Genomic DNA, 20,564 nt, shown 5'->3' with positions numbered 1-20,564 from the left:
CTTCGTCAGCGGTAGCGCACCAGCCAGCTGAAGGCGGCCATCGACAACAGCAGGTAGAAGGCACCCGGCGCGGCGGCGGCGATCCACGGGGTCCAGTCGCGCAGCAGGCCCAGATGGGTCGACACGTTGTTCAGCAGCACGAAGCTGATGCCCAGCAGGATGCCTCCGAACACCTTGACGCTGACTCCACCGGAGCGTGCATGCAGGTAGGCGAAGGGCAGTGCCAGGCCGACCATCACCAGGCAGGCCAGCGGATACAGCGCCTTCTTCCAGAACTGGATCTCCTGGCGCTGCGCGGCCTGCTCGTTCTGAGACAGGTGGCTCATGTAGCGGTAGAGGTCGGCGGTGGACATGCTCTTCAGCGGCGAGACCGCGGCACCGACGACCGAGGGCGTCAGCCGGGTCGGCCAGCGCAACTCGGCAAGCTGCTCATCGGCGGGCAGGCCCTCGCCGCCCGCCGCATGCCAGCGCGTGAGGCGCACCTTTTCCAGGCGCCAGGCACCGTCTTCGACCACGGCACTCTCGGCGGCGACGCGCACCAGCAGCTCGCCGTCTTCGCCGAACTCGTAGATGCGCACGTTGTCGAGCCGCCCGTCCACGCCGACGTCGCCGACGTTGATCGAGTCGCTGCGCTCGCCGGGCGGCAGTTCGCCCGGCTGTGCGGCGCGCCGGTCCTTCAGCCACGCGCTGCCGCCGCCGAGAGCGGAGCCCCGCAGCGTGGCGCGCAAGGTCTGCGCCTTGGCATCGAAGTAGGGCCCGATGTAGTCGCCGACCACGAAAGTCAGCACGGCGAACGCGAGGCCGAGCTTGGCGAGCAGCGACAGCGCGCGCCCCGGCCCCAGGCCGCCGGTGCGCAGGATGGTGAACTCCGACGATTGCGCCAGCCGTGCCATCGCATAGATGGTGCCGATCAGCACGGCGATCGGCAGCAACTCGTACAGCCGCCCCGGCAGCTCGAGCAGACAGTACAACGCCGCATGGTGGACGCGGTAGGCGCCGCGGCCGACGTCATCGAGTTCCTCCACGAAATCGATGAAGAAGAACAACGACAGGAAGGACACGGCGACGAAAGTCACCGCACCCACCACGTCGGTGTACAGCAGGCGGTGAACCGTGCGCACGGGGCTCGCCTCAGGAGGCCGCGCGCCGTCGGCGCAGCGAGAACGAGGCGCCGCGCTCGCGCCACCACAACAGCGTCACGGCGAGCACGAAGCCCCCGCCATGCACCAGCATCAGCACCGGGCCGATGTCGAGCTTGCCGCTGGCGACCCAGGCCTGGCTCAGGTTCAGCAGGTTGAAATAGACGACGAAGGCCAGCAGCGCGAACAGCAGGTTCCAGCTGCCGACCCGCCGTGGATTGCCCGCCGACAGGCCGATGCCCAGCAGGACCAGGTTGATGCCGCCGACCGCGAGGCCGATGCGCCAGGCCAGCTCGCCGAAGTGCCGGTTGCTCGGTTGCGTGAGCAGCTCCCAGGTGCTGCGGGCCTTGGGCGGCAGATCGTCCGTGCCGCTCGCGACCGCCTCGCCGGCGAGTACGCGGTAGCTGTCGAACTGGGCCAGCTTGCGCTCGCCGGTGACGAGGTTCAGGTCGTTGCGCTGGCCGCTTTCGAGCACCACGAAACGCTGGTCGCCCTCCATCTCGACGCGGCCGGTGCGCGCCGAGGTCACGCTCTCGCTGCCCGGCTTGCGTTCGAGCACGAACACATTGCGCGCGGTGTTGCCCTCGCCGGTGTCGCGCTCGATGAAGAACACCCGCTTGCCGTCGGCCGAACTCTGGAACTGGCCGGGGGCCACGCGCGAGACGTCGGAGCGCCGCTGGTAACGGTCCTTCAGCTCGGCGATCTGCCGGTTGCCCCAGGGCCAGACGAACAGCGCCAGCAGCGCCACCAGCAGCAGCACCGGTGCGGACAATCGCAGGATCGGCGGCACGAAGCGCAACAGGCCCACGCCGCTGGCGAACCAGATCACCATCTCGCTGTCACGGTACATGCGGGTGAGCGTGGTCACCACCGCGATGAACAGCGACAGGCTCAGTATCGTCGGCAGGTTCTCGAGCGCAACGTAGCCGAGCAGCAGCGCCACGTCCTGCGCGGCCACCGAGCCGCCCGCAGCCTGGCCGAGCGTGCGGATCAGGAACATCGTGATCACGATGGTCATGATGACGATCAGCGTCGCGCCAAAGCTCCTGGCGAGGTCTCGGCGCAAAGTGGAATCGAATAACATCAATTGGATTTCAAACGGACTGCATTATGGACTTTCGAACTCTCGCCACGACGACCTCGAACCTTTCGAAGGCCAGCGCCGATGCGTTGCTGATCGTGGTGGCGGGAGACCCGAAGCAGCAAGGACTGGACGCCGCGCTCGGTGCCGCGCTGGCTGATGCGGTCGCGGCCGGCGACCTGGCTTTCAAGGCCGGTCGCACGCTCTACCTGCACCGCCCGGCCGGCGTGAAGGCGGCGCGCGTGGTGTTCACGGTGGCGGGCGACGCGAGCGCCAAGGCCTTCAAGGCCGCGGTGGCGGCAGGACTGGCCCTGGTCAAACCGCTGGGCGTCAAGCACCTCGCGGTGGCATCTGCCGGCGCTGTCGAGGCGGCACATGCCGAGGCCGTGGCCGCTGCCGTTGCGGACGCAACCTACAGCTACCGCCACACCAAGCCCGGCGCCAGCCCGGCGCCCGTGCTGCAGAAGCTGACGCTGCTGGTCGACAAGGCCTCGGCCAAGGCCGTGCAAGCCGGCCTGGCGCGTGGCGCCGCGATCGCCGCCGGGGTGACCTTGGCGCGCGAATGCGCCAACCGGCCTGCCAATCACTGCACACCGAGCTTCCTGGCCGCAGAGGCGCGCAAGCTCGCCAAGCTGCCGCGCATCAAGGTCGACGTGCTCGACCGCAAGGACTGCGAGAAGCTCGGCATGGGCGCTTTCCTCGCGGTGGCGCAGGGGTCCGAGGAGCCGCCGAAGTTCATCGTGCTGCGCTATGACGGTGCGGCCAAGAGTGAAGCACCGGTGGTACTGGTGGGCAAAGGCATCACCTTCGACACCGGTGGTATCTCGATCAAGCCCGCGGCCGAGATGGACGAGATGAAGTACGACATGGGGGGCGCCGCCAGCGTGCTCGGCAGCTTCCGTGCGCTGGCCGAGCTGCAGCCGTGGGTCAACGTGGTCGGCCTCATTCCCAGCTGCGAGAACATGCCGAGCGGCCGCGCGGTCAAGCCGGGCGACGTTGTCACGTCGATGTCGGGGCAGACCATCGAGGTGCTCAACACCGACGCCGAAGGTCGGCTGATCCTGTGCGATGCGCTCACCTACGCCGAGCGCTTCAAGCCGGCGGCGGTGGTCGATATCGCCACGCTGACCGGCGCCTGCGTCATCGCCCTCGGCCACCACCGCAGCGGTCTCTTCAGCGCCGACGATGCGCTGGCCGATGCGCTGCTCGCCGCGGGCAGCGCCGGGCTCGACCCGGCGTGGCGCATGCCGCTCGACGATGAATACGAGGAGGCGCTGCGCAGCAACTTCGCCGACATGGGCAATGTCGGAGGCCGCGCCGGCGGCGCGATCACCGCGGCCATGTTCTTGAAGAAGTTCACCGCCCAATACCGCTGGGCCCACCTCGACATCGCCGGAACCGCCTGGAAATCCGGCACCGCCAAGGGCGCGACGGGCCGTCCGGTGCCGTTGCTCACGCACTTCGTGCTCTCACGCGCGCGCTGAGCTCGGGCGATGGCGGGCGCCAGATGACCGAGGTCAACTTCCACCACGGCGCTGCCGATCCGCTCGCCCACGCCTGCCGGCTGCTGGCGAAAGCCTGCCAACGTGGCGCCAGGGTCGCGGTCACGGCATCGGCCGAGAGGCTCGCCCAGCTCGACGTGATGCTGTGGACCTACGATCCGCTGGCCTTTGTGCCCCACGCTCGCCTGCGCCAGGGTGAAACCATGCCGGCCCGGCTGACCCCGACACCGATCTGGCTGCTCGACCGGGCAGGCGACGCGCCGCACCACGAAGTGCTGGTGAACCTCGGCCCCGATGTCACCGCGGGCTTCGAAAGCTTCGAGCGCCTGTTCGAGATCGTCGGCAACGGTGACGACGAGCGGCGTTGCGGACGGCAGCGCTGGCGCTATCTCGAAAGCCGTGGCTACGAGATCCGGCCGCACGAAGTGCGCGGCTGAGCACTCCCGAGAGCCAGCGTGTGACGCTGCGCCAGCGCCTGCCGCCACGCCGTTCGAAGCGGTGCACGGCGGGTGGTCTGCGGCTTGCTACTGTCCGTGCTTCAGATGCGGGTCGTCGCGTTGACGCTGACGGTGTTTTCCCGGGGCGCTTCACGCGCGGTGCAGCATCTGTTTTGGAGTATGGTTTCGGCCGTTGAGAACGACCCGTTTTCTTCAATTTTCTTCCAACCCGGAGGTTCTTCATGCAACTCAAACTCAAAGCCATCGCCCTTGCAACGGCCATGCTCGCGGCCGGCGCCGTTTCGGCGCAGGACGTGCAAATCGTCAAGATCGGCCACGTCGCCCCCGTCTCCGGTGCCCAGGCCCACTACGGTAAGGACAACGAAAACGGCGCCCGGATGGCGATCGAGGAGCTCAATACACAGAACATCACGCTCGGTGGCAAGAAGGTCAAGTTCGAACTCGTTGCGGAAGACGATGCCGCCGATCCGAAGCAGGGTACGGCCGCCGCGACCAAGCTGTGCGATGCCAAGGTCAACGGCGTGGTCGGGCATCTGAATTCCGGCACCACCATCCCGGCCTCGAAGATCTACAACGACTGCGGCATTCCGGAGATCACCCCGTCGGCCACCAACCCCAAGTATTCGCAGCAAGGCTTCAAGACGGCCTTCCGGATCCTGGCCAATGACAATGCGCTCGGCGCCGGCCTGGCACTGCACGCAGCCAACAACCTGAAGCTCAAGAAGATCGCCATCATCGACGACCGCACCGCCTACGGCCAGGGCGTCGCGGAAGTCTTCAAGAAGACCGCGCAGGCCAAGGGCATCCAGATCGTCGACGAGCAGTACACGACCGACAAGGCCACCGATTTCATGGCCATCCTGACCTCGATCAAGTCGAAGGGACCGGACGGCGTGTTCTATGGCGGCATGGACCCCCAGGCCGGCCCGATGCTGCGCCAGATGGAGCAGCTCGGCCTCTCGAACGTCAAGTTCTTCGGCGGGGACGGCGTGTGCACCGCCAAGCTGGCCGACCTGTCGGCGGGCGCCAAGACCTTGGGCAACGTGGTGTGCGCCGAGGGTGGCGCTTCGCTCGACAAGATGCCTGGTGGCAAGGCCTGGAAGGCCAAGTACGACGCCAAGTATCCGGGGCAGTTCCAGGTTTACTCGCCCTATGTCTACGACGCGGTGTTCGTGCTGGTCGACGCGATGAAGCGCGCCAATTCCGCCGACCCGAAGGTCTATGCGCCCAAGCTCTTCGAAACCAACTACACCGGCGTCACCGCCAAGGTCGGGTTCGAGAGCGACGGCGAGCTGAAGAGCCCGGCGATGACCCTCTACGTCTACAAGGACGGCAAGAAGGTCCCGCTGAACTGAGCTGTTTGATCAGACCCCGCCCCGACGGGGTTCTGCCCGTACCACTTGCATGACGGGTGGTGCGCTGCCAGGTGGAGAAAGAGGAAAGCGCCCCTCGAGGCGCCTTCCTCTTGGCGGGCATGGCTACAATCCGCGGCTCCGGAGAGATGGATGAGCGGTTTAAGTCGCACGCCTGGAAAGCGTGTGTGGGTTAACAGCCCACCGCGGGTTCGAATCCCGCTCTCTCCGCCAGAGATCAATCCAGGCTGGTCCAGGTCAGACCGAACAAAGCCCCGCCCTCCCAGTGAGCCGGGGCTTTTTCCATCTGATGCCGTCCAGGGGTGTCGTTTGACGGCCCAAGGTGGGGGCACATTCGGGGGCATAAGCTCGAAATTGGCGGGGGCACACGGATTTCTGCCCCCTGCAAGGAGCACCCCCATGCCGCTGACCGATCCAGCCTGCCACAACGCGACGCGCCCTGCTGACCCTACACGCGATGGCGGCCGGCGTGCTGGGCCTGCCGATGGTCACGACCCTGCTCGCCGCGGCGTCGAGGGCCGGTGGAGACGATGACAATCCTTGGGACGCCCAAACCGCGCTGCAGAACATGCTGGCCGACGCCCTTGGACAGAAGCAGGCCGAGGTGCTTGCAGAATAGTTGCCTTGTCCGCGGTAGTGAGAGCCAGATCGTTGCGCCCTACAGCGACTCGAGTGCAGCTTCGCAGTGACCTAGACCTCTATGGAGGTAGGAGTTGCGGGTTCGGCCGAGGTTGAATCGGTGATCAGTTCGGCTTCACTTCTTCGCAGGGTACTTCACCAGGGCGTCGGACGCCGCATCGAGCGAACTTGCAGCGGAGCCCGCTAGTGCGCCGCCCGCCGCAAGGAGTGGGATTGATATCCCCGAGAACGCGGCGATGCTGCCGAGTCCAATGCCAGCAATGGCACCTTGGATGGCTCCCGCGAAGTCCTTCATCACGATCCGCTTCTTTTCTTCCGAAGGCAGGCGAGCCGCAAACTCCATGCACCACAGGATGCTCTTCGAAACGATGCTGGCGATAGCGTCGATCAGTTCGCCTCCGACTCGCTTCGCGTTCTGCATCTGTACCTCTAGGAACTGCCGCGCGTCTTGAAGATCCTTCTCGACCTTGTCGACGGTCTCGTGGAGGAACTTGGCTTGCTCTTCGCTCAGTGCGGACTTCTTGCGAAGCTCGTTGACCAGGATGTGCAGACCCTTCCCGGAGCTGGCTTCATGCGAGCTCAGCGCAACCACAGAAGACTGAACAAGTTCCAGGTGTCGCTGTCCGAACGTCGTGGTGTCGACAGACGCGATCCCTTCTGACCGAGCAGAGGGGTGATGCGCCAAGCCGAGGCCTGACACAGCAACCGTAAGGCCGAGTTGCCGACGGTTCATGCTGGCTTCGTTCATGCGTCCCTCCGCTTGGCAATACGGCGTATCTGACCACGACTCGAATTGCTATGGAAGCCATCTCGCTGGTGACATGGGATCGGGAGGCGCCCTTCGCCTCGTGGCGCACCGATGCGCGGACGCCGTCGCACGATTCACCCCCCGACACACCCCCTCTGGTGGGATGTCGGGCCGGGCGCTGCCCGCCTACCGTGGCCCAATGAGCTACATCGCCCTCCAGTCCTTCAACAACCGCGCCGCCCTGGCACGCGCCAGCGTCGCTGGTTGCTACACCTGCCTGAGTGCGTTCAAGCCCGAGGACGTGACCTCCTGGACCCACGACGACAGCACCGCCGTGTGCCCGCTCTGCGACGCGGAAACCGTGCTGCCGGGCGTTGGTGATCTGACTGCATTGCGTGCGGCACATGCCAGCCTCCATGAGACCGCGGAGACCGTGCCGGCCGCCCTGTCGATCAGGCCCGAGTGGCTGTAGGACCGGTGCATGCATTTCGAAGAGCGCGACTGCGGTGACTTCCGCATCTATGGCGGTGCGCTCGACGCGCCGGGCAGCGGCTTCCTGGCCGCGGTGGTCGTCATGCAGGTGCGCGGGGTCAGGGGTGAGCCGGTGACGGTGTTTCGGGACGAGAGCCTGTCCGCGGGCCACCGCTTCAAGGACGCCCGGTCAGCCCTGCGCTTTGCGATGGAGGCCGGGCGCCACGCGGTGCCGGAGCACACCGTGCCGGTCGCGGCAGACTCCTAGCGAGCCAACTCGAGCGCGAGGGTGTGCGGGGTGTCACTGTCGACCAACACCACCGCGCACAGGCAGGCCAGCGTGACGATGGCAGCCGCCATCACCATGTTGCACCACCCCAGTTCCTTGAAGAATCGCATGCAGCCATGATGCCGCGTCATGGCCAAAGCGCCATCCCTCGGTTGCCGTCACCCTTGTGGCAGTCAGGGTGCTGCGATCGCCGGAGGGCGTGGCATCTCTCGGTGTTCACTGCGCCGCCATGCCCGTACGCAGGCCCTCTTCGTGTGGTGCGCTGCAACCCGTGCCGCCAGGCACACGGCCCGTACCCCCTACCTCGATCAGGGGCTTGAGCGTCCCGCGGCGACACGGTCACATAGCGCTGCCATATTTACCCGCACCGACACGATCCACAGGAGGTCATCGCCATGGATCAGGACTGGACTCTGATGTTTGCAAGGGAGTACCTTCGTCAGGCCGGAGGGAGGGGCGATCTTCATGACCTGATCGACTTCGCGCCCTTCGTCGTTCTATTCGGGGGATCGCTGGTTGCCTCATCCCCGAAGATGACGGGGCCATGAACCGCCGTTTTCGGGAGCGTCGCGAACCGCGTGACGTGGTGTCCCAGTGCGCCCCCCGCACCACGACCTTGTTCCTCTGAGGGGTTTTCCCTCGGCTACCGGACTGGAGCCGGTTCGAGCTGCGGGAGGGCGGCTCACGGGCCGATGGCGTCGCCGAGCTGGAGCAGGACCACGGCGCGCACGCCGGCAACTTGCCTGCGCACCCGCCAGGAGCTTGGTCACAGCGTTCCAGCCTTGGCTGATTCATCCGAGGTGTCCGCCGGCACGTTGCGCGGCGCGTACCCGCCGGCCCTCGCGACGCTCGGCCACTGTTTCAGGATGTCCTCCTCGCTGAGCCGGTGTTCGGTCAGGTCAGTGTGTTTCGGATTCAGGCTGTTCGGCACGCGCCAGAACCACGCCTCAACGGTCTTCATGGGGGCATCGTAGTCCCACTGGCACAGACCCGGACCAGCCACCGCCGTCGGGCGGTCTCCCCGGCCACTGTCAGCGGTGACAGTTGGGTTGAGCCCGCAATGGGACTATCCTGCCCCCGCCTTGCGCACCACATCGTTCGATGGTGATGGCAACGCCCGGTGTTGAAACCGGTTTGCTTCGTTGGCGGAAGAGGATGCACGGATGAAGATGCCGTTGCGGTTCGCAGACTGGCCACTGCGCGCAAAGATGGTGGCGCTGCTGATGGCTGCGTCGCTGCTTCCACTTGCGCTCTGGGCCTACGTCGACTTGCGCCAGGACCAGGCTCGGCTGCTGGACGGTGTCAAGGGCCTCCTCGAAGCCCGCGGCGACCAGATCGTGCATGAACTCGACAGCTTCCACCGCAGCTACCGGCGCTCGGTCGACCGGGTGGCGCGATTTCCCGACTCCGCAGCCTATTGCGCTGCAACGCCGGAGCGCCGCGCGGCACTCCATGCCGCGATGCTGGGCATCCTTTCGGCCTATCCCGCCAGCGACGCTGGCATCCGTGGTGCGGCCTTGCTCGATGGCGCCGGGCGCGTCGTCATCGCAACGGAGGCGCCGTTGACCGGGATGGATGTTTCCGACCGTCCCGTCGTGCACGCCGCGTTGCAGGGCCACGCGGTCATCTCCGATCTCTATATCTCGTCTCCCCGCAGCGGCTCGGTACCGACGATCGCCTACATGGCGCCGATGCTCGGTCCGGATCAGCGGGTGGTCTGCGTTGCCGTGCTGTGGGTGCGCGCGACCTTGTTGTGGGACACCGTCAAGGCCTCCAACGCCCTGGCCGGTCCTGGCAGCTTTGCGGTGCTGTTCGACCGCGAGGGCATTCGCGTCGCGCACACCTACAGCGATGAAATCGTCTTCCACCCCGGGGGGGCGCTGGATCCGGCGACAGTCGATCGGCTCGTTGCCGAACACCGGTTCGGTACGCGCACGCGGGCGCTGCTCGAAGACGTGCGGGCGTTTCCGGAGCAGTTCGAACGCGCGCGCGCAGCTTCGCCCGCCCTGGACGTATTTCGGGGCTTTGCGCCTGTCAATCAGACCTGGAACTACGGCGTCGCGCGTCGATTCGAGACCGTGCCCTGGACGGTGTTCTATATGGTCCCCGAGGCCGCCATCGTTGCCCAGATCGCGCAGGCGACGCGCGAGAGGGTGCTTCTGGCCGCGGGCATCATCGCCCTCGCAGGCATCGTCGGGCTGGCATTCGCTGCCGGCATTCTCCGACCCGTGCGCGCGCTGAGCAGGGCGGTCGCATCGATCGCCGGCGGTGACCTTGCGGCCCGTGTTCAGGATGTGCGCGGCGACGAGTTGGGACGCTTCGGCGGCAGTTTCAACGCCATGGCCGAGCGCCTCCAGGAACAGGACACGGCGCTGCGACGATCGCGCGACCAGCTCGATCAGCAGGTGCAGGTGCGCACCGCCGAACTGACGCAAACGACGCTCGACCTCCAGGCCGAGATTGCCGAGCGGGTGCGCATGGAACGCGTGCTGCGGGAGCGCGATGCCGCCTTGCACCGCGCCCACGTGATGGCGAGGCTCGCGCATGTGATCACGCTGCCCGACGGGTCGTTCGAGACCTGGTCCGAGACCTTGCCGCCCTTGATCGGGGTCGAACCCGCTGGAATGCCGCAAAGCACCCACGAGTGGGCGGGCCTCGTGCATCCGGACGACCGTTCGACGTTTCAGAGCGCCGGCATCGCAGCGGGCGTCACCGGCATGCGCGAGGACGTCGAGTACCGGTTGCGCCGCGCCGACGGCACGTGGCTCCACGTGCACCACGTGATCGAACCCATCCCAGGGCCGGCCGGCGCCAACGACAGGATGCGCTGGTTCGGCACGTTGCAGGACATCACCGAACAGAAGCGGGCCGAGGAAGAACTGCGAGCCAGCGAAGAGCGCACCCGCCTGATCGTCGACACCGCACTCGACGCGGTGATCACGATGGACGGTTCAGGCGCCATCACGGGCTGGAGTCCGCAGGCCGAAACCACGTTTGGCTGGACGCGTGCCGAAGCGCTGGGACGGTCGCTTGCCCGGACGATCATCCCCGAGCGCCACCGCGAGGACCACCGGCGGGGCCTCGAGCGCTACCTCGCGACCGGCGAGGCTGTGGTGCTGAACAAGCGCATCGAACTCACCGCCCTGCACCGCGACGGTCGGGAGTTCCCCATCGACTTGTCGATCACCCCGATTCGAGACGGCGCGGTGCCAAGTTTCAGTGCCTTCGTGCGGGACATCACCGATCGCAAGCTCGCGCAGGCGCGCCTGCAGGCCCAGTTGGAGCGCCTCATGCTGCTCGACCAGATCACCCGCGCCATCGGCACGCGGCAAGATCTGCAAAGCATCTACCAGGTGGCGATCCGTAGCCTGGAGGAGCGGCTGCCGGTGGACTTCGGTTGCGTGCTTCGCTACGAACCGGCGGGCACCAATGCGCTGACCGTCATCCGCGTGGGCGCACACAGCCAGGCGCTCGCGATGGAGCTCGCGATGGACGAGCAGTCTCACATCGACATCGATCAGAACGGACTGTCCCGCTGCGTGCTCGGCCAACTGGTGTACGAGCCGGACATCCTGGAGATCGCGTTCCCGTTCCCGCGGCGGCTGGCGCGCGGCGGCCTGCGCTCGCTGGTCGTGGCGCCGCTGCAGTCGGAGAGCCGCGTGTTCGGCATCCTCGTGGTTGCCCGCCGGTTGCCGCAGGCCTTCAGCAGCGGCGACTGCGAGTTCCTGCGCCAGCTGAGTGCCCATGTGGCGCTCGCCGCCCAGCAGGCCGAGCTGCACGGCGCGCTGCAGCAGGCCTACGACGATCTGCGCCAGACCCAGCAGACCGTGATGCAGCAGGAGCGCCTGCGCGCGCTCGGCCAGATGGCCAGCGGCATCGCCCACGACATCAACAATGCCATCTCGCCCGTGGCGCTGTACACCGAGAACCTGCTCGAGCGTGAACCCCATCTGAGCGAGCGCGGGCGCGGCCACCTGGTGACCATCGCACGCGCCATCGACGACGTGGCCGCGACGGTGGCTCGCATGCGCGAGTTCTACCGCCAGCGCGAGCCCCAGTTGCTGCTCACGCCGGTGCAGTTGAATCCGCTGGTGCAGCAGGTGGTGGACCTGACCCAGGCACGCTGGAGCGACATGCCGCAGCGGCGCGGCATGGTGATCCGCCTCGGGATCGAGCTGGCGCCGGACCTGCCCGCCGTGCTGGGCGTCGAGAGCGAGGTGCGCGAGGCGCTGATCAACCTGGTCTTCAACGCGGTGGACGCCATGCCCGACGGTGGCGTGCTGACGCTGCGCACGCACGAAGGCGGCACCGGTGCGGCCGCGCGCCACGCGGTAGTGGAAGTCACCGACACCGGCGTCGGCATGGACGAGGACACCCGGCGGCGCTGCCTGGAGCCCTTCTTCACGACCAAGGGCGAGCGCGGCACGGGCCTCGGCCTGGCGATGGTGTATGGCGTCGCTCAGCGGCACGGCGCCGATGTCGACATCGAAAGCACCGTTGGACACGGCACGACGGTGCGCCTGAGCTTCCCCATTCCAGCGACCGAGCCCGCCGCGTCGGCCGCGCCGGCGCCGCCGCAAGCGCCGGCATCGCGGCTGCGCATCCTGATCGTCGACGACGATCCGATGATGCTCAAGTCGCTGTGCGACACGCTGGAGCTCGACGGCCATGTCGTCGTCACCGCGAACGGCGGCCAGGCCGGCATCGACGCGTTCGGCGCGGCCCGCCAGCCGGACGAGGCTTTCGATATCGTCATCACCGACCTGGGCATGCCCTATGTCGACGGGCGCAAGGTGGCCAGCGCCGTGAAGGCGAGCTCGGAGGCGACGCCGGTGATTCTGCTCACCGGCTGGGGGCAGCGGCTGGTGGCCGATGGCGAGATCCCGCCGCACGTGGACCGGGTGCTGAGCAAGCCGCCCAAGCTGCGCGAGGTGCGCGCAGCGCTGGCCCAGCTGACGCTGCGCGCCAGCCAGGCTGCGGCGGCAGGCGCAACGAAGGAGACACCATGACCGAAGTCATCAAGGCGCGACTGCTCATCGTCGATGATGAAGTGGCACAGATGCAGGCGCTGTGCGACACCTTGGAGGACCATGGCTACCAGGTCCTCGGACGCACCAATGGGGAGGAGGCCCTGGTCGCGCTGCGGCATGCGCCGTTCGATCTGCTGCTGGCCGACCTGATGATGCCGGGCATGAACGGGATCGGGCTGCTGCGCGCGGCACTGGCGATCGACCCCATGCTGGTCGGCATCATCATGACCGGTGAGGGAACGATCGGCACCGCGGTCGAGGCCATGCAGTCGGGTGCGCTGGACTACATCCTCAAACCGTTCAAGCTGAGCGCCATCCTGCCGGTGCTCGGCCGCGGCCTGACGATGCGGCGGTTGCGGCTGGAGAACGCGGCGCTGGAGCAGCGCGTGCGGGAGCATGCGGCCGAACTCGAGGCGGCCAACCGCGAACTCGATGCCTTCACGCGGTCGGCCTCACACGATCTGCGCTCGCCGCTGAACGCCGTCTTGGGGTTTTCCACCCTGCTGGTGAATGAATTCGGCCCGCGGATACCGGTCGAGCAGCGCAACTGGCTGGTCCATATCGAGCGCTCGGCCCAGCACATGTCCCAATTGATCGACGCCCTGATGCGCCTGTCGCACGTTGGGCGGCAGGCCCTGAGCCTGCAGGCCGTGGACGTGGCCTCGCTGGTGCGCGGCGTCGTCGACGATCTGCGCCAGGAGCAGCCGCAGCGTCGCGTGACGCTGCAGTTCGGTGACCTGCCCGAGACCGTGGCCGATGCGTCGCTGCTGAGGCAGCTGTTCGTGAACTTGCTGTCGAATGCCTTCAAGTTCACGCGCAACACGGAGCAGGCCGTGATCGAGGTGGGCTGCGAACCCCAGGGTGAGGAGCGTGTCTTCTTTGTCCGGGACAACGGGCCGGGATTCGACATGACGCGTGCCAACCGCCTGTTCGACGCGTTCCAGCGCTTCCACCGCGCCGACCAGTTCGAGGGCAATGGTGTCGGCCTGTCCATCGTGCAGCGCATCGTGCAACGTCACGGCGGGCGCCTCTGGGCCGAGGCAGCCCCGGGCCGAGGTGCGAGCTTCTTCTTTACCCTCGCAAGGGCGGTCGAGCCCTTGTCGCCAGTGCCGCCGATTTCCGGGTGAACGGCAACCTACCTGCCGCAACGCAAGAAGACCGCACTGCGCCGCGCTTCGGCGTTACCGCTGGCGAAACAGTTCAGCGGTTCAGTGCGTGATGGTGACGACGATGGTGTCGCTGTACAGACCCGGCGCCAAGTACTGACCCGGCGGGATGGCGCCATACACGGTGTACTGCCGGTTCGTGGAAGTGCCGAGGATGGTCGCCAGGGCCTGAATACTGTCGGCCACCGTGTTCCAGACCGTGCTGCGGTTGCTGTCGGTGTAGAGGTTGTAGCTCAATGAGCCGCCGCTGCCCAGCAGCTTGCGGTCGGCCACTGTGCCGCCGGTGCCGGCACTCAGGCTGACCGTATACGACAGGGTGGTCAGCAATCCGACGCCGAAGACCGTGCCCGTGATGTCGATCGTGCTCGAGAGGTCGGACGCACCGGCCGGCGCGTTCGGGTTGTAGGTGCCGAAAGCCAGCGCGGTCGCCGTGACGGTCATGCTGCACGTCACCAAGCCGAGGGCGGTGCAACTGGCACGGGCCTCGTCGGCCAGCAGTGGACCTGCCAGCGCCAGCGCCGTGGCCAGCCAGCGCAGCCGGGGAATCAGCGGGCCGGGCGCGGTGCTGTCTCGGCGACGGGTGCGCATGTGTACGGCCCCCATGAAGGAAGCACCGACGCGGCGGTGACATCGTCCAGCGCGAAGCTGCAGTGGCCACCGCGCCAGCGCGCCTCGAATCGCTCACCGGCGCGCGGGCTTCTGATCATCACGGCGCCCTGGTAGCCGGACATCAGCGGAGCGGCCCGCGTCGCGCTGCGCAGGTCGATGCCGGGAGGCAGCGGGCTGCCGTCCGGGAGCAGCACGGTCAGGGTGGCAAGCGTGTCCCGGGAAATGTCGAACGCGGCCATGGCCACGCCCCGGTCGCGCGGCACGACGAAGATCACGTCGTTGCGCACCTCGATCTCGATCGGCAGGTCGCCGTTGTCGATGCTGATGCGGTTCGGTTCGTACGCACGCAGCCCCGAGACGATCACGCGGCCCTCGCTGTCGGTGATGGCCCAGGGCTGGTTTTCGCGATAGACCTGGACGCCCGCCGCTCCCGGCACGGTCACGAGTGCAAACGCATCGTTCGACTGACGGGTCGCGAAGGAAACTCCTCCGACATGGCCGAGCGCCCCGCTGGCGCGCAACCGCAGCCCGTTGTCGCCGAAGCGGTGAGCGACATCGGCGGCGACCATGCCGTACCGGCCGCGCCAGTCCAAGCTGGCTTCGGCGCGATCGGTGTCGCCTTGGGCGGCGCGCAGCCGGTAGCCGTAGCCCGAGTCGGCGGGTGGCGCCTGGCTGAACTCGGCGGTGTTGGTGGTGCGGCCGTTGTCACGCTGCGAGGAGAGGAATGCGCTCTGGCGTTCGCCGAGCGGCACGGTGAGCGTGGCACCGACGCTGGGGGTCGCGCGCTGCCCGTTCTGCGTCGTGCGCGCCACGTAGGTGCTGAGCCAGGCTCGATCGGCGATGGCGATCGACCAAACAGCCGACATCACACCGGCGCGCTCGCCCGAGTTGTAGCGCAGCAGCGTATAGCTGCCGCCGAGCGAGCCGAACTGCTTGAGAGAACGTCCGGCGAACATCTGGCTCTGAGCCGAGACGTGCATTGGACTGTCCTGCCAGCCGATCTGGGTAAAGTCGCGGCTCGCGACCTGGCGGCTCGCGGCGAAGTTCCAGTCACCGCTGCTGCGCGCATAGGCAGCGCGCGCGAGCAAGCCGCTCCCGTCGTCGGCCGATCGGCTCGCAGCGGCATGCAGGCCGAATTCGCCGAGTGTCGCCCACACCCATTGCAGTCCGGCGCCGGCGGTCTGGCTGCGCGCGCCGGCTTCGGCATGCAGCTCGAGCGTGGCCGCGTCGTTCAGACCCTTGCGCCAGTTGCCTGCGGCGAAGGGCCGTCCGTAGTCGAAACTGCGCTCTCCGTACTGCAGCCGGTTCCAACCGAACTCGACCGAGTAGTCGGAAAGGTCTTCGCGCAGCAGGCCCGGGCTCACGTAGTAAGGCATGGTCACGGTGCGCTGGACGCCGAAGGCGTCGGTCACCGCAAAGTGCATTTCGCCCGCGCCGGTGAGCACCGGCACGTCACTGATCGCGAACGGCCCTTGATCGACCTGGCCTTGGTAGCGCAGCGTGTCGTTGACATACACCTCGATCGCCGAAGGCACGGCCGACCCACCGTGCAGCGTGGGTGTCGGGTAGCTGATGTAGCCGGCCTGCAGTCCGAAGCGGGTACCGAACTGCAAGCCGCCGAAGCGCAACGGTGAGGACCAGGCCGCGCTGCGCGAAATGGCATCGCCGACTGTCAGGCGGGTCAGGCGATCCGGGGCGTCGATGCGCCACGCGGTATCGAGCCTCGTGGTACGCCGGTCGTTGCCGAAGGCGGTCTGACCAGCGATCAAGCTGCTCGCCAGCCCCCCCCAGTCGCCTGAAGCCGCCGCATCGAAGTAGCTCGACACCGTGTTGCCTCGCCGATCATTCTGCAGGGCCACGTCATAGTTCAGAAACAGGCCGAACGCCGCGTCGGACAGCGGTGCGCGCGGCCGTGCAGGCGCCTGAATCCTGCTGGGGACAAAGGCTTCGGACGGCGCGTAGATCAGCGCGGTCTGGCTGCTTTCTTCGAGCACGACACGGACGCCGGGCAGCTTGTTCAGGTCGTGGTACTCGATGCCGTCGCGCTGCAAGACAGGCGAGGCGGGCACCACCAGTCGCCAGGCTTCGAGATCGGGCCGCCCGAACAGCAACTGCGTTCCGCGCCGCAAAATGTGCCCCACCGCCTCCGGTGCCTGGCCATTGATGCGCACGTCAAGAATCACCGGTTGCGCCTCGTCGGCCGACAGGCCGGGTTCGCCCTGAGCCCATGCCGCCTGAAGCGTCAGCACCACCGAGCAGGCCCACCGGCTAATGCACCGCAGTGTCCGCACGGGGCACCCGCAGCAGCACCGCAGGCAAAGGCGACGGCGCATCGCTGGCAGGCTCCAGAAGCAGGGGAGTGTCCGGCGGGAATGCGGACAAGTCGAGCGCGATGCCGGCCGACTGGCCCGCCAGCACGTACCGGGAGAGATTCTTGCGCAGCTGTTCGTCGCCCTCTTCGCGCCGCAGCACGAGTCGCGTCAGCTGAAGATGCTGGGTGCCGCGGTTGTCGATCGACAGCAGGTGCGTGGCGCCGTCCGGCGCGGCCGGCGCGATGGACACGAGGCGCCACTGCAGGTCCTGGCGGGCGGTGATCGCCGGCACGAACACCGGCAAGCCGATGCGCAGCAACGTCTGCAACCGCGCACCACCACCGGCGTCCTGCGGCAGCGCCTGGTCGCCCGGCAGCTGCTGCAGGAACACGCGATAGCTGCGCTCCGTGTCGGTGGGCGGTACCTGCAACCCGAGCCGCACGATCTGCTGCCCTCGGCCCGGCACGCGGAAGATCGACGGATTGACCAGCACGTCTCTCGTGGGCTCGTACACATCTTCGCCGTTGCGTTGCGACCAGGCCAGCACTTCAACCTGCACGGCCACTTCAGTGTTGTCGCTGTTGCCGAGCGTGAGCGAAGCCACCCGGTGGTCAGACGTCAGCACCACCCGCAACGGCGCCACGTGCAGGCTGGCGGCTCGTGCGTCGCCGCAGGCCGCTGCGAGCAGGGGGAGCAACAAGGCCGCCATCCACCGCCGCGCACTCTGCTTCATGTCGTACCTCAGTAGGTGAGCAACAGCACGATGGTGTCGGCGTAGTCGGTCGCCGGCCCGGCCGCGTACTGGCCGGCGGGAATCGCACCATAGATGGTGAAGGGCTGGGTGCTGCCCGTGCCCGTGTAGTCGCTGGCGCTGACGCTGTTGTCCCAGTTGGTGGCGTAACCACTGTCCTTGAACAGCCCGTAGCCCAGCGTGTTGTTGCCGACTGCGGCGGTAGCACTGGTCATCAGGCGATTGGTCACGCTGGCACCTGTACCGGTGCCAGCGTTCAGGCCGACCGAATAGGCCGTGCCCACGGTGCACGTCACGTTGAAGGTTGTCGTGCCGGTGGTCGGTGTCGGCGTCGAGGGCGTGTACGCGCCGAAGGCCAGGGTGGCCGGGGTCGATACCGCGCACGCCTTGAGCACGGTGGCTGTGACCTGAAAGGTCGCCGTGGCGGTCAGCGCATGTGCTGGTTGCAGGTCGAGGGCGGCCAGTGCGGCCACGGCTGCGATCCCGAGGAAGTGGCGGGATGGCAAAGTACGCAAGCGCATGATTTGTCTCCTTTGTTTTCTACGGTGCTTTGCCGGATGGAAGCAATGTCGACACATTGCCCAGAATGAGCCGTGCGAAATTCCTTGCGATTTGTCGTTCTGTTGACAATTCGACGCAAACTGTGAACTAGCGCCGGTATCGCTTGCGTGGTACCCGCAGCCTGTCTCGCGGTTCGCATCTGGCCGGCGACCGCTATCTCGGGGACATCATGACCACTGCAAAAAAGGACAAGGTGCATGGCACCGCCCCGGAGGGAAACAAGGCCTTCACCGGGGCCGAGTTGCTGGCGGTGTTCTCAGCCGTTGTTGCCGGTGGGAAGTCCGCACAGGAAGCCGTGAAGCTGATCGCTCCGCTGATCAAGGGGGATGTGACGCTGCTGGTTCAGGTGCTGCGCGGCGGGACGAAGGACGGCAACCATCAGGTGAGTTTTCGGTTGACGAACCCGACGGCGCACGGCGTCTACCTGCAGCGTGTTTCTCTCGTGTCTCCGGAGAGCGTGCCCGTTGCTGTCATGCAGTACCAGTCCGGACAGATCGGTCTGGGCGGTGGGGCGGGGCATCTCGTTGCCTTGACGCTTCCGGGCTTCATCGAGCCGGGGGCCAGTCTCGATATCCGGTGCCTGTTCGATGCCGCCGAGACCAGGAAGCGGATATTCAACAAGGGCTTCGGCAAGATCAAGTTCACCTGCGACGCGATGACGGCGATGGACCCGTCCGACACCGTCGTCGGCTTTCTGATCAGAGAAGAAGCGCTGTGAGCGTCTCGATCCTTCGGCCGCTCACCGTGGGGAAACATCTGCCGCACGTGGACCGGTCTGCGCGGAGACGACGGGCCGGTGGTGGCGATCACCGACGTGTGCGACCAGGCGCGAGCGTGGACTGACGCGCCTCTCTCGCCCTGCCAGGACGACCCTGACGGGTTCTGCGAGCGCCGACGTAAACAGCACCCGCCGCTGCGGCAATGGCGATGCGCCAGACCGGCAACCGATATCGACAGCGAATCGCAACGGGAAGCCTGCAGCGCCTTGCGCTTCATGTGCGTCCACGCTGGCTGATTCCTGCGGCGTAGAAGTCTCACCGCAAGCCGTCAGGCCGGAGAGCATGGCAACTGCAAGCAGCAGGACCAATGCAAGCCACAACTGGGGGCGTGATCTCATGGTTTTGTCCTTCGCTCGACCGCTGCGAGGCAACGCGAGCATGGCCGCACATCGGGCCGGCTGAGGTCAACTGCGTGCAATTGCGCAAAGGTCGTGGATCAGTTCGTCCACCGTACATCGCCCGACGCCATGGTTTTTCGCCATCTGACTTGGCGACGGGCAGATCACCATCTGCGCGTGAACTGAAGCGGACAGATACTGACCCAAAGCGACCGCGTCCAATGCACAGCGGAGGTGAAGCTCCTCCCACCTGTCCGGCTCTCGCTCCTCTTGTTTGATGTGAAGCAGTGCCTTTGCAATGGCAAACTGCGCCGCTTCCTTCATCTCCCGCCCGGATTGATCCGGATCTTTGCCTGTCAACGGTTCTCTCGCCACAACCGCCCTTTCGAAGAGCCGGGTGAAGAGTGAGCGGGGTCGGGTGTCGTGTGTCAAAGCGGTCATGGCTTGCATCCTCTTCGGTGAGCACGCCAAGAGGTGTGCTGGACGGGTAGGGCACGTAGACAGCCTAATGCGCGCAACGCAAATAAAAAGGGCCCGCACGCGCAAAGCGCGCCGGACCTACGCCGCCACGGCATGTCCTCCTACGATGGGGCTGACGACGTCCATTGATATCCCCCTCCAGTCGGATGCTGGGCCGTTGTCAAAGCGGAAAACCACCCCGAACGGCGCGGGAAATTTGCCCTGCTTTCGAGGCTGCCTCGAAAAAATCAGCGCAGGCAGAACGCACCGGCTACCGCGGGCAAAGTTCCCTGTGGAAATGGTCTGCTGTCATGTTCAATGACGATGGCAATTGACCTGTCAACCAATCAGAAGGAGATATTTCAGATGACCACCTATCATTTCGATGATCACGCCATTCACTGGAATCGCTTTGGCGACTTCGTTCCCGGTTTTCACTACACCATCCTCGATGTGGACGAGAAAAGCCGGGTCGTCGACGTGCTGTTCAGGTTGCCTGCCAACGAGCAAATCGTTCTGCACCGTCATCGGGTTCTCAACCACACCTTCGTCGTACAGGGGGAACACCGACTTTATGAATCCGATGGCGGCCTGCGTGAGACCCGGTTGACAGGGAGCTACACCGTCTCACCCGCCAGCGAAAAACCCCATCGGGAAGGGGGTGGAGAACAGGATGCCATCGTCTTCTTCAGTATTCGGCCCAGTGATGACGAAGTGCTCTACGAACTCCTCGATGACGCACTCAATCCGATCGGAACGATCACCTTCCAGACGCTGGTGGAGCTCTATCAGGCTCAGCGGGCGAGTACCCCGGGCTGAGAGCGGTTTCGCAGGCAAGCCTCTGACCGCCTTCGCAACA

Annotated in this window: 20 protein-coding genes and 1 tRNA gene; 11 read left to right on the top strand and 10 right to left on the bottom strand. The window is 66.4% G+C overall.

What is annotated here, in order from left to right:
* Positions 1–5 precede the first annotated feature (5 nt).
* Positions 6–1,121: an LPS export ABC transporter permease LptG gene (lptG, locus tag ACQY9S_RS06635; RefSeq protein ID WP_428424111.1), complete on the bottom strand. Its 1,116-nt coding sequence runs from the start codon at positions 1,119–1,121 to the stop codon at positions 6–8.
* A gap of 10 nt (positions 1,122–1,131) precedes the next feature.
* Positions 1,132–2,223 carry an LPS export ABC transporter permease LptF gene (lptF, locus tag ACQY9S_RS06630; protein WP_428424109.1) on the bottom strand — a complete coding sequence of 364 codons (1,092 nt, stop codon included), beginning with the start codon at positions 2,221–2,223 and terminating at the stop codon, positions 1,132–1,134.
* A gap of 26 nt (positions 2,224–2,249) precedes the next feature.
* Between lptF and ACQY9S_RS06625 the strand changes: the two genes are divergently transcribed.
* From ACQY9S_RS06625 to ACQY9S_RS06605, 5 genes are all read left to right on the top strand, one after another.
* Positions 2,250–3,704: a leucyl aminopeptidase gene (locus tag ACQY9S_RS06625; protein ID WP_428424107.1), complete on the top strand. Its 1,455-nt coding sequence runs from the start codon at positions 2,250–2,252 to the stop codon at positions 3,702–3,704.
* 23 nt (positions 3,705–3,727) lie between these two features.
* On the top strand, positions 3,728–4,159 hold the full coding sequence (locus tag ACQY9S_RS06620; protein ID WP_428424105.1) for a DNA polymerase III subunit chi: 432 nt from the start codon (positions 3,728–3,730) through the stop codon (positions 4,157–4,159).
* Positions 4,160–4,401: 242 nt separating this feature from the next.
* Positions 4,402–5,535, top strand: coding sequence for a branched-chain amino acid ABC transporter substrate-binding protein (locus ACQY9S_RS06615; RefSeq protein WP_428424103.1), 1,134 nt, complete (start codon positions 4,402–4,404; stop codon positions 5,533–5,535).
* 140 nt (positions 5,536–5,675) lie between these two features.
* Positions 5,676–5,766: transfer RNA gene (locus ACQY9S_RS06610), tRNA-Ser, on the top strand.
* Positions 5,767–6,010: 244 nt separating this feature from the next.
* Positions 6,011–6,172, top strand: coding sequence for a hypothetical protein (locus tag ACQY9S_RS06605; protein WP_428424101.1), 162 nt, complete (start codon positions 6,011–6,013; stop codon positions 6,170–6,172).
* 135 nt (positions 6,173–6,307) lie between these two features.
* Here the strand turns inward: ACQY9S_RS06605 and ACQY9S_RS06600 are convergent, their stop codons facing one another.
* On the bottom strand, positions 6,308–6,940 hold the full coding sequence (locus ACQY9S_RS06600) for a hypothetical protein (protein WP_428424099.1): 633 nt from the start codon (positions 6,938–6,940) through the stop codon (positions 6,308–6,310).
* A gap of 199 nt (positions 6,941–7,139) precedes the next feature.
* Here ACQY9S_RS06600 and ACQY9S_RS06595 point away from each other — a divergent pair, with 199 nt between their 5' ends.
* Entirely contained in the window at positions 7,140–7,412 is a 273-nt protein-coding gene (locus tag ACQY9S_RS06595) for a hypothetical protein (protein WP_428424097.1), read from the top strand.
* Positions 7,413–7,421: 9 nt separating this feature from the next.
* Complete coding sequence (locus ACQY9S_RS06590; protein WP_428424095.1) at positions 7,422–7,679, top strand: hypothetical protein; 258 nt, start codon at positions 7,422–7,424, stop codon at positions 7,677–7,679.
* On the opposite strand, the gene ACQY9S_RS06585 is transcribed toward ACQY9S_RS06590, so the two are convergent.
* Entirely contained in the window at positions 7,676–7,810 is a 135-nt protein-coding gene (locus tag ACQY9S_RS06585) for a hypothetical protein (protein ID WP_428424093.1), read from the bottom strand. The two genes, ACQY9S_RS06590 and ACQY9S_RS06585, sit on opposite strands and share 4 nt — an antisense overlap.
* Before the next feature lie 656 nt (positions 7,811–8,466).
* Entirely contained in the window at positions 8,467–8,661 is a 195-nt protein-coding gene (locus tag ACQY9S_RS06580) for a hypothetical protein (RefSeq protein ID WP_428424091.1), read from the bottom strand.
* Between the two features lie 202 nt (positions 8,662–8,863).
* Here ACQY9S_RS06580 and ACQY9S_RS06575 point away from each other — a divergent pair, with 202 nt between their 5' ends.
* Together ACQY9S_RS06575 and ACQY9S_RS06570 are read left to right on the top strand one after the other, a co-directional pair.
* On the top strand, positions 8,864–12,709 hold the full coding sequence (locus ACQY9S_RS06575; protein WP_428424089.1) for a PAS domain S-box protein: 3,846 nt from the start codon (positions 8,864–8,866) through the stop codon (positions 12,707–12,709).
* Positions 12,706–13,857 (top strand): sensor histidine kinase, encoded by a 1,152-nt coding sequence (locus ACQY9S_RS06570; RefSeq protein ID WP_428424087.1) that lies wholly within the window; start codon positions 12,706–12,708, stop codon positions 13,855–13,857. The genes ACQY9S_RS06575 and ACQY9S_RS06570 overlap by 4 nt, the downstream gene beginning before the upstream one ends.
* Positions 13,858–13,938: 81 nt before the next feature.
* Here ACQY9S_RS06570 and ACQY9S_RS06565 read toward each other — a convergent pair whose 3' ends face one another.
* The 4 genes from ACQY9S_RS06565 to ACQY9S_RS06550 are packed head-to-tail and all read right to left on the bottom strand — an operon-like array spanning position 13,939 to position 18,089.
* On the bottom strand, positions 13,939–14,484 hold the full coding sequence (locus tag ACQY9S_RS06565; protein WP_428424085.1) for a Csu type fimbrial protein: 546 nt from the start codon (positions 14,482–14,484) through the stop codon (positions 13,939–13,941).
* Complete coding sequence (locus ACQY9S_RS06560) at positions 14,442–16,796, bottom strand: fimbria/pilus outer membrane usher protein (protein WP_428424083.1); 2,355 nt, start codon at positions 16,794–16,796, stop codon at positions 14,442–14,444. Before ACQY9S_RS06560 ends, ACQY9S_RS06565 begins: the two co-directional genes overlap by 43 nt.
* A complete protein-coding gene (locus ACQY9S_RS06555) occupies positions 16,774–17,550 on the bottom strand; it encodes a fimbrial biogenesis chaperone (RefSeq protein ID WP_428424081.1) in 777 nt (258 codons plus the stop codon). Before ACQY9S_RS06555 ends, ACQY9S_RS06560 begins: the two co-directional genes overlap by 23 nt.
* An 8-nt stretch (positions 17,551–17,558) precedes the next feature.
* Positions 17,559–18,089, bottom strand: coding sequence for a Csu type fimbrial protein (locus tag ACQY9S_RS06550; protein ID WP_428424079.1), 531 nt, complete (start codon positions 18,087–18,089; stop codon positions 17,559–17,561).
* A gap of 209 nt (positions 18,090–18,298) precedes the next feature.
* Between ACQY9S_RS06550 and ACQY9S_RS06545 the strand changes: the two genes are divergently transcribed.
* Positions 18,299–18,847: a hypothetical protein gene (locus tag ACQY9S_RS06545; protein WP_428424077.1), complete on the top strand. Its 549-nt coding sequence runs from the start codon at positions 18,299–18,301 to the stop codon at positions 18,845–18,847.
* A gap of 465 nt (positions 18,848–19,312) precedes the next feature.
* Here ACQY9S_RS06545 and ACQY9S_RS06540 read toward each other — a convergent pair whose 3' ends face one another.
* Positions 19,313–19,687 carry a hypothetical protein gene (locus ACQY9S_RS06540; RefSeq protein WP_428424075.1) on the bottom strand — a complete coding sequence of 125 codons (375 nt, stop codon included), beginning with the start codon at positions 19,685–19,687 and terminating at the stop codon, positions 19,313–19,315.
* A gap of 384 nt (positions 19,688–20,071) precedes the next feature.
* Between ACQY9S_RS06540 and ACQY9S_RS06535 the strand changes: the two genes are divergently transcribed.
* The gene (locus tag ACQY9S_RS06535; RefSeq protein ID WP_428424073.1) at positions 20,072–20,524 is read left to right on the top strand and encodes a cupin domain-containing protein; all 453 of its coding nucleotides are present in this window, start codon (positions 20,072–20,074) and stop codon (positions 20,522–20,524) included.
* Positions 20,525–20,564 lie beyond the last annotated feature (40 nt).

It is taken from the genome of Methylibium sp., from assembly GCF_965279545.1.
GTDB lineage: Bacteria > Pseudomonadota > Gammaproteobacteria > Burkholderiales > Burkholderiaceae_C > Methylibium.
Note: the sequence above shows the minus strand (reverse complement) of the source record. Positions and strands in the feature narration are given on the sequence as shown.

Coding starts and splice junctions, on each gene's coding strand:
- lptF (WP_428424109.1), bottom strand. CDS start 2,223: ATGTTATTCGATTCCACTTTGCGCCGAGACCTCGCCAGGAGCTTTGGC.
- ACQY9S_RS06625 (WP_428424107.1), top strand. CDS start 2,250: ATGGACTTTCGAACTCTCGCCACGACGACCTCGAACCTTTCGAAGGCC.
- ACQY9S_RS06620 (WP_428424105.1), top strand. CDS start 3,728: ATGACCGAGGTCAACTTCCACCACGGCGCTGCCGATCCGCTCGCCCAC.
- ACQY9S_RS06615 (WP_428424103.1), top strand. CDS start 4,402: ATGCAACTCAAACTCAAAGCCATCGCCCTTGCAACGGCCATGCTCGCG.
- ACQY9S_RS06605 (WP_428424101.1), top strand. CDS start 6,011: ATGGCGGCCGGCGTGCTGGGCCTGCCGATGGTCACGACCCTGCTCGCC.
- ACQY9S_RS06600 (WP_428424099.1), bottom strand. CDS start 6,940: ATGAACGAAGCCAGCATGAACCGTCGGCAACTCGGCCTTACGGTTGCT.
- ACQY9S_RS06595 (WP_428424097.1), top strand. CDS start 7,140: ATGAGCTACATCGCCCTCCAGTCCTTCAACAACCGCGCCGCCCTGGCA.
- ACQY9S_RS06590 (WP_428424095.1), top strand. CDS start 7,422: ATGCATTTCGAAGAGCGCGACTGCGGTGACTTCCGCATCTATGGCGGT.
- ACQY9S_RS06585 (WP_428424093.1), bottom strand. CDS start 7,810: ATGCGATTCTTCAAGGAACTGGGGTGGTGCAACATGGTGATGGCGGCT.
- ACQY9S_RS06580 (WP_428424091.1), bottom strand. CDS start 8,661: ATGAAGACCGTTGAGGCGTGGTTCTGGCGCGTGCCGAACAGCCTGAAT.
- ACQY9S_RS06575 (WP_428424089.1), top strand. CDS start 8,864: ATGAAGATGCCGTTGCGGTTCGCAGACTGGCCACTGCGCGCAAAGATG.
- ACQY9S_RS06570 (WP_428424087.1), top strand. CDS start 12,706: ATGACCGAAGTCATCAAGGCGCGACTGCTCATCGTCGATGATGAAGTG.
- ACQY9S_RS06565 (WP_428424085.1), bottom strand. CDS start 14,484: ATGCGCACCCGTCGCCGAGACAGCACCGCGCCCGGCCCGCTGATTCCC.
- ACQY9S_RS06555 (WP_428424081.1), bottom strand. CDS start 17,550: ATGAAGCAGAGTGCGCGGCGGTGGATGGCGGCCTTGTTGCTCCCCCTG.
- ACQY9S_RS06550 (WP_428424079.1), bottom strand. CDS start 18,089: ATGCGCTTGCGTACTTTGCCATCCCGCCACTTCCTCGGGATCGCAGCC.
- ACQY9S_RS06545 (WP_428424077.1), top strand. CDS start 18,299: ATGACCACTGCAAAAAAGGACAAGGTGCATGGCACCGCCCCGGAGGGA.
- ACQY9S_RS06540 (WP_428424075.1), bottom strand. CDS start 19,687: ATGACCGCTTTGACACACGACACCCGACCCCGCTCACTCTTCACCCGG.
- ACQY9S_RS06535 (WP_428424073.1), top strand. CDS start 20,072: ATGACCACCTATCATTTCGATGATCACGCCATTCACTGGAATCGCTTT.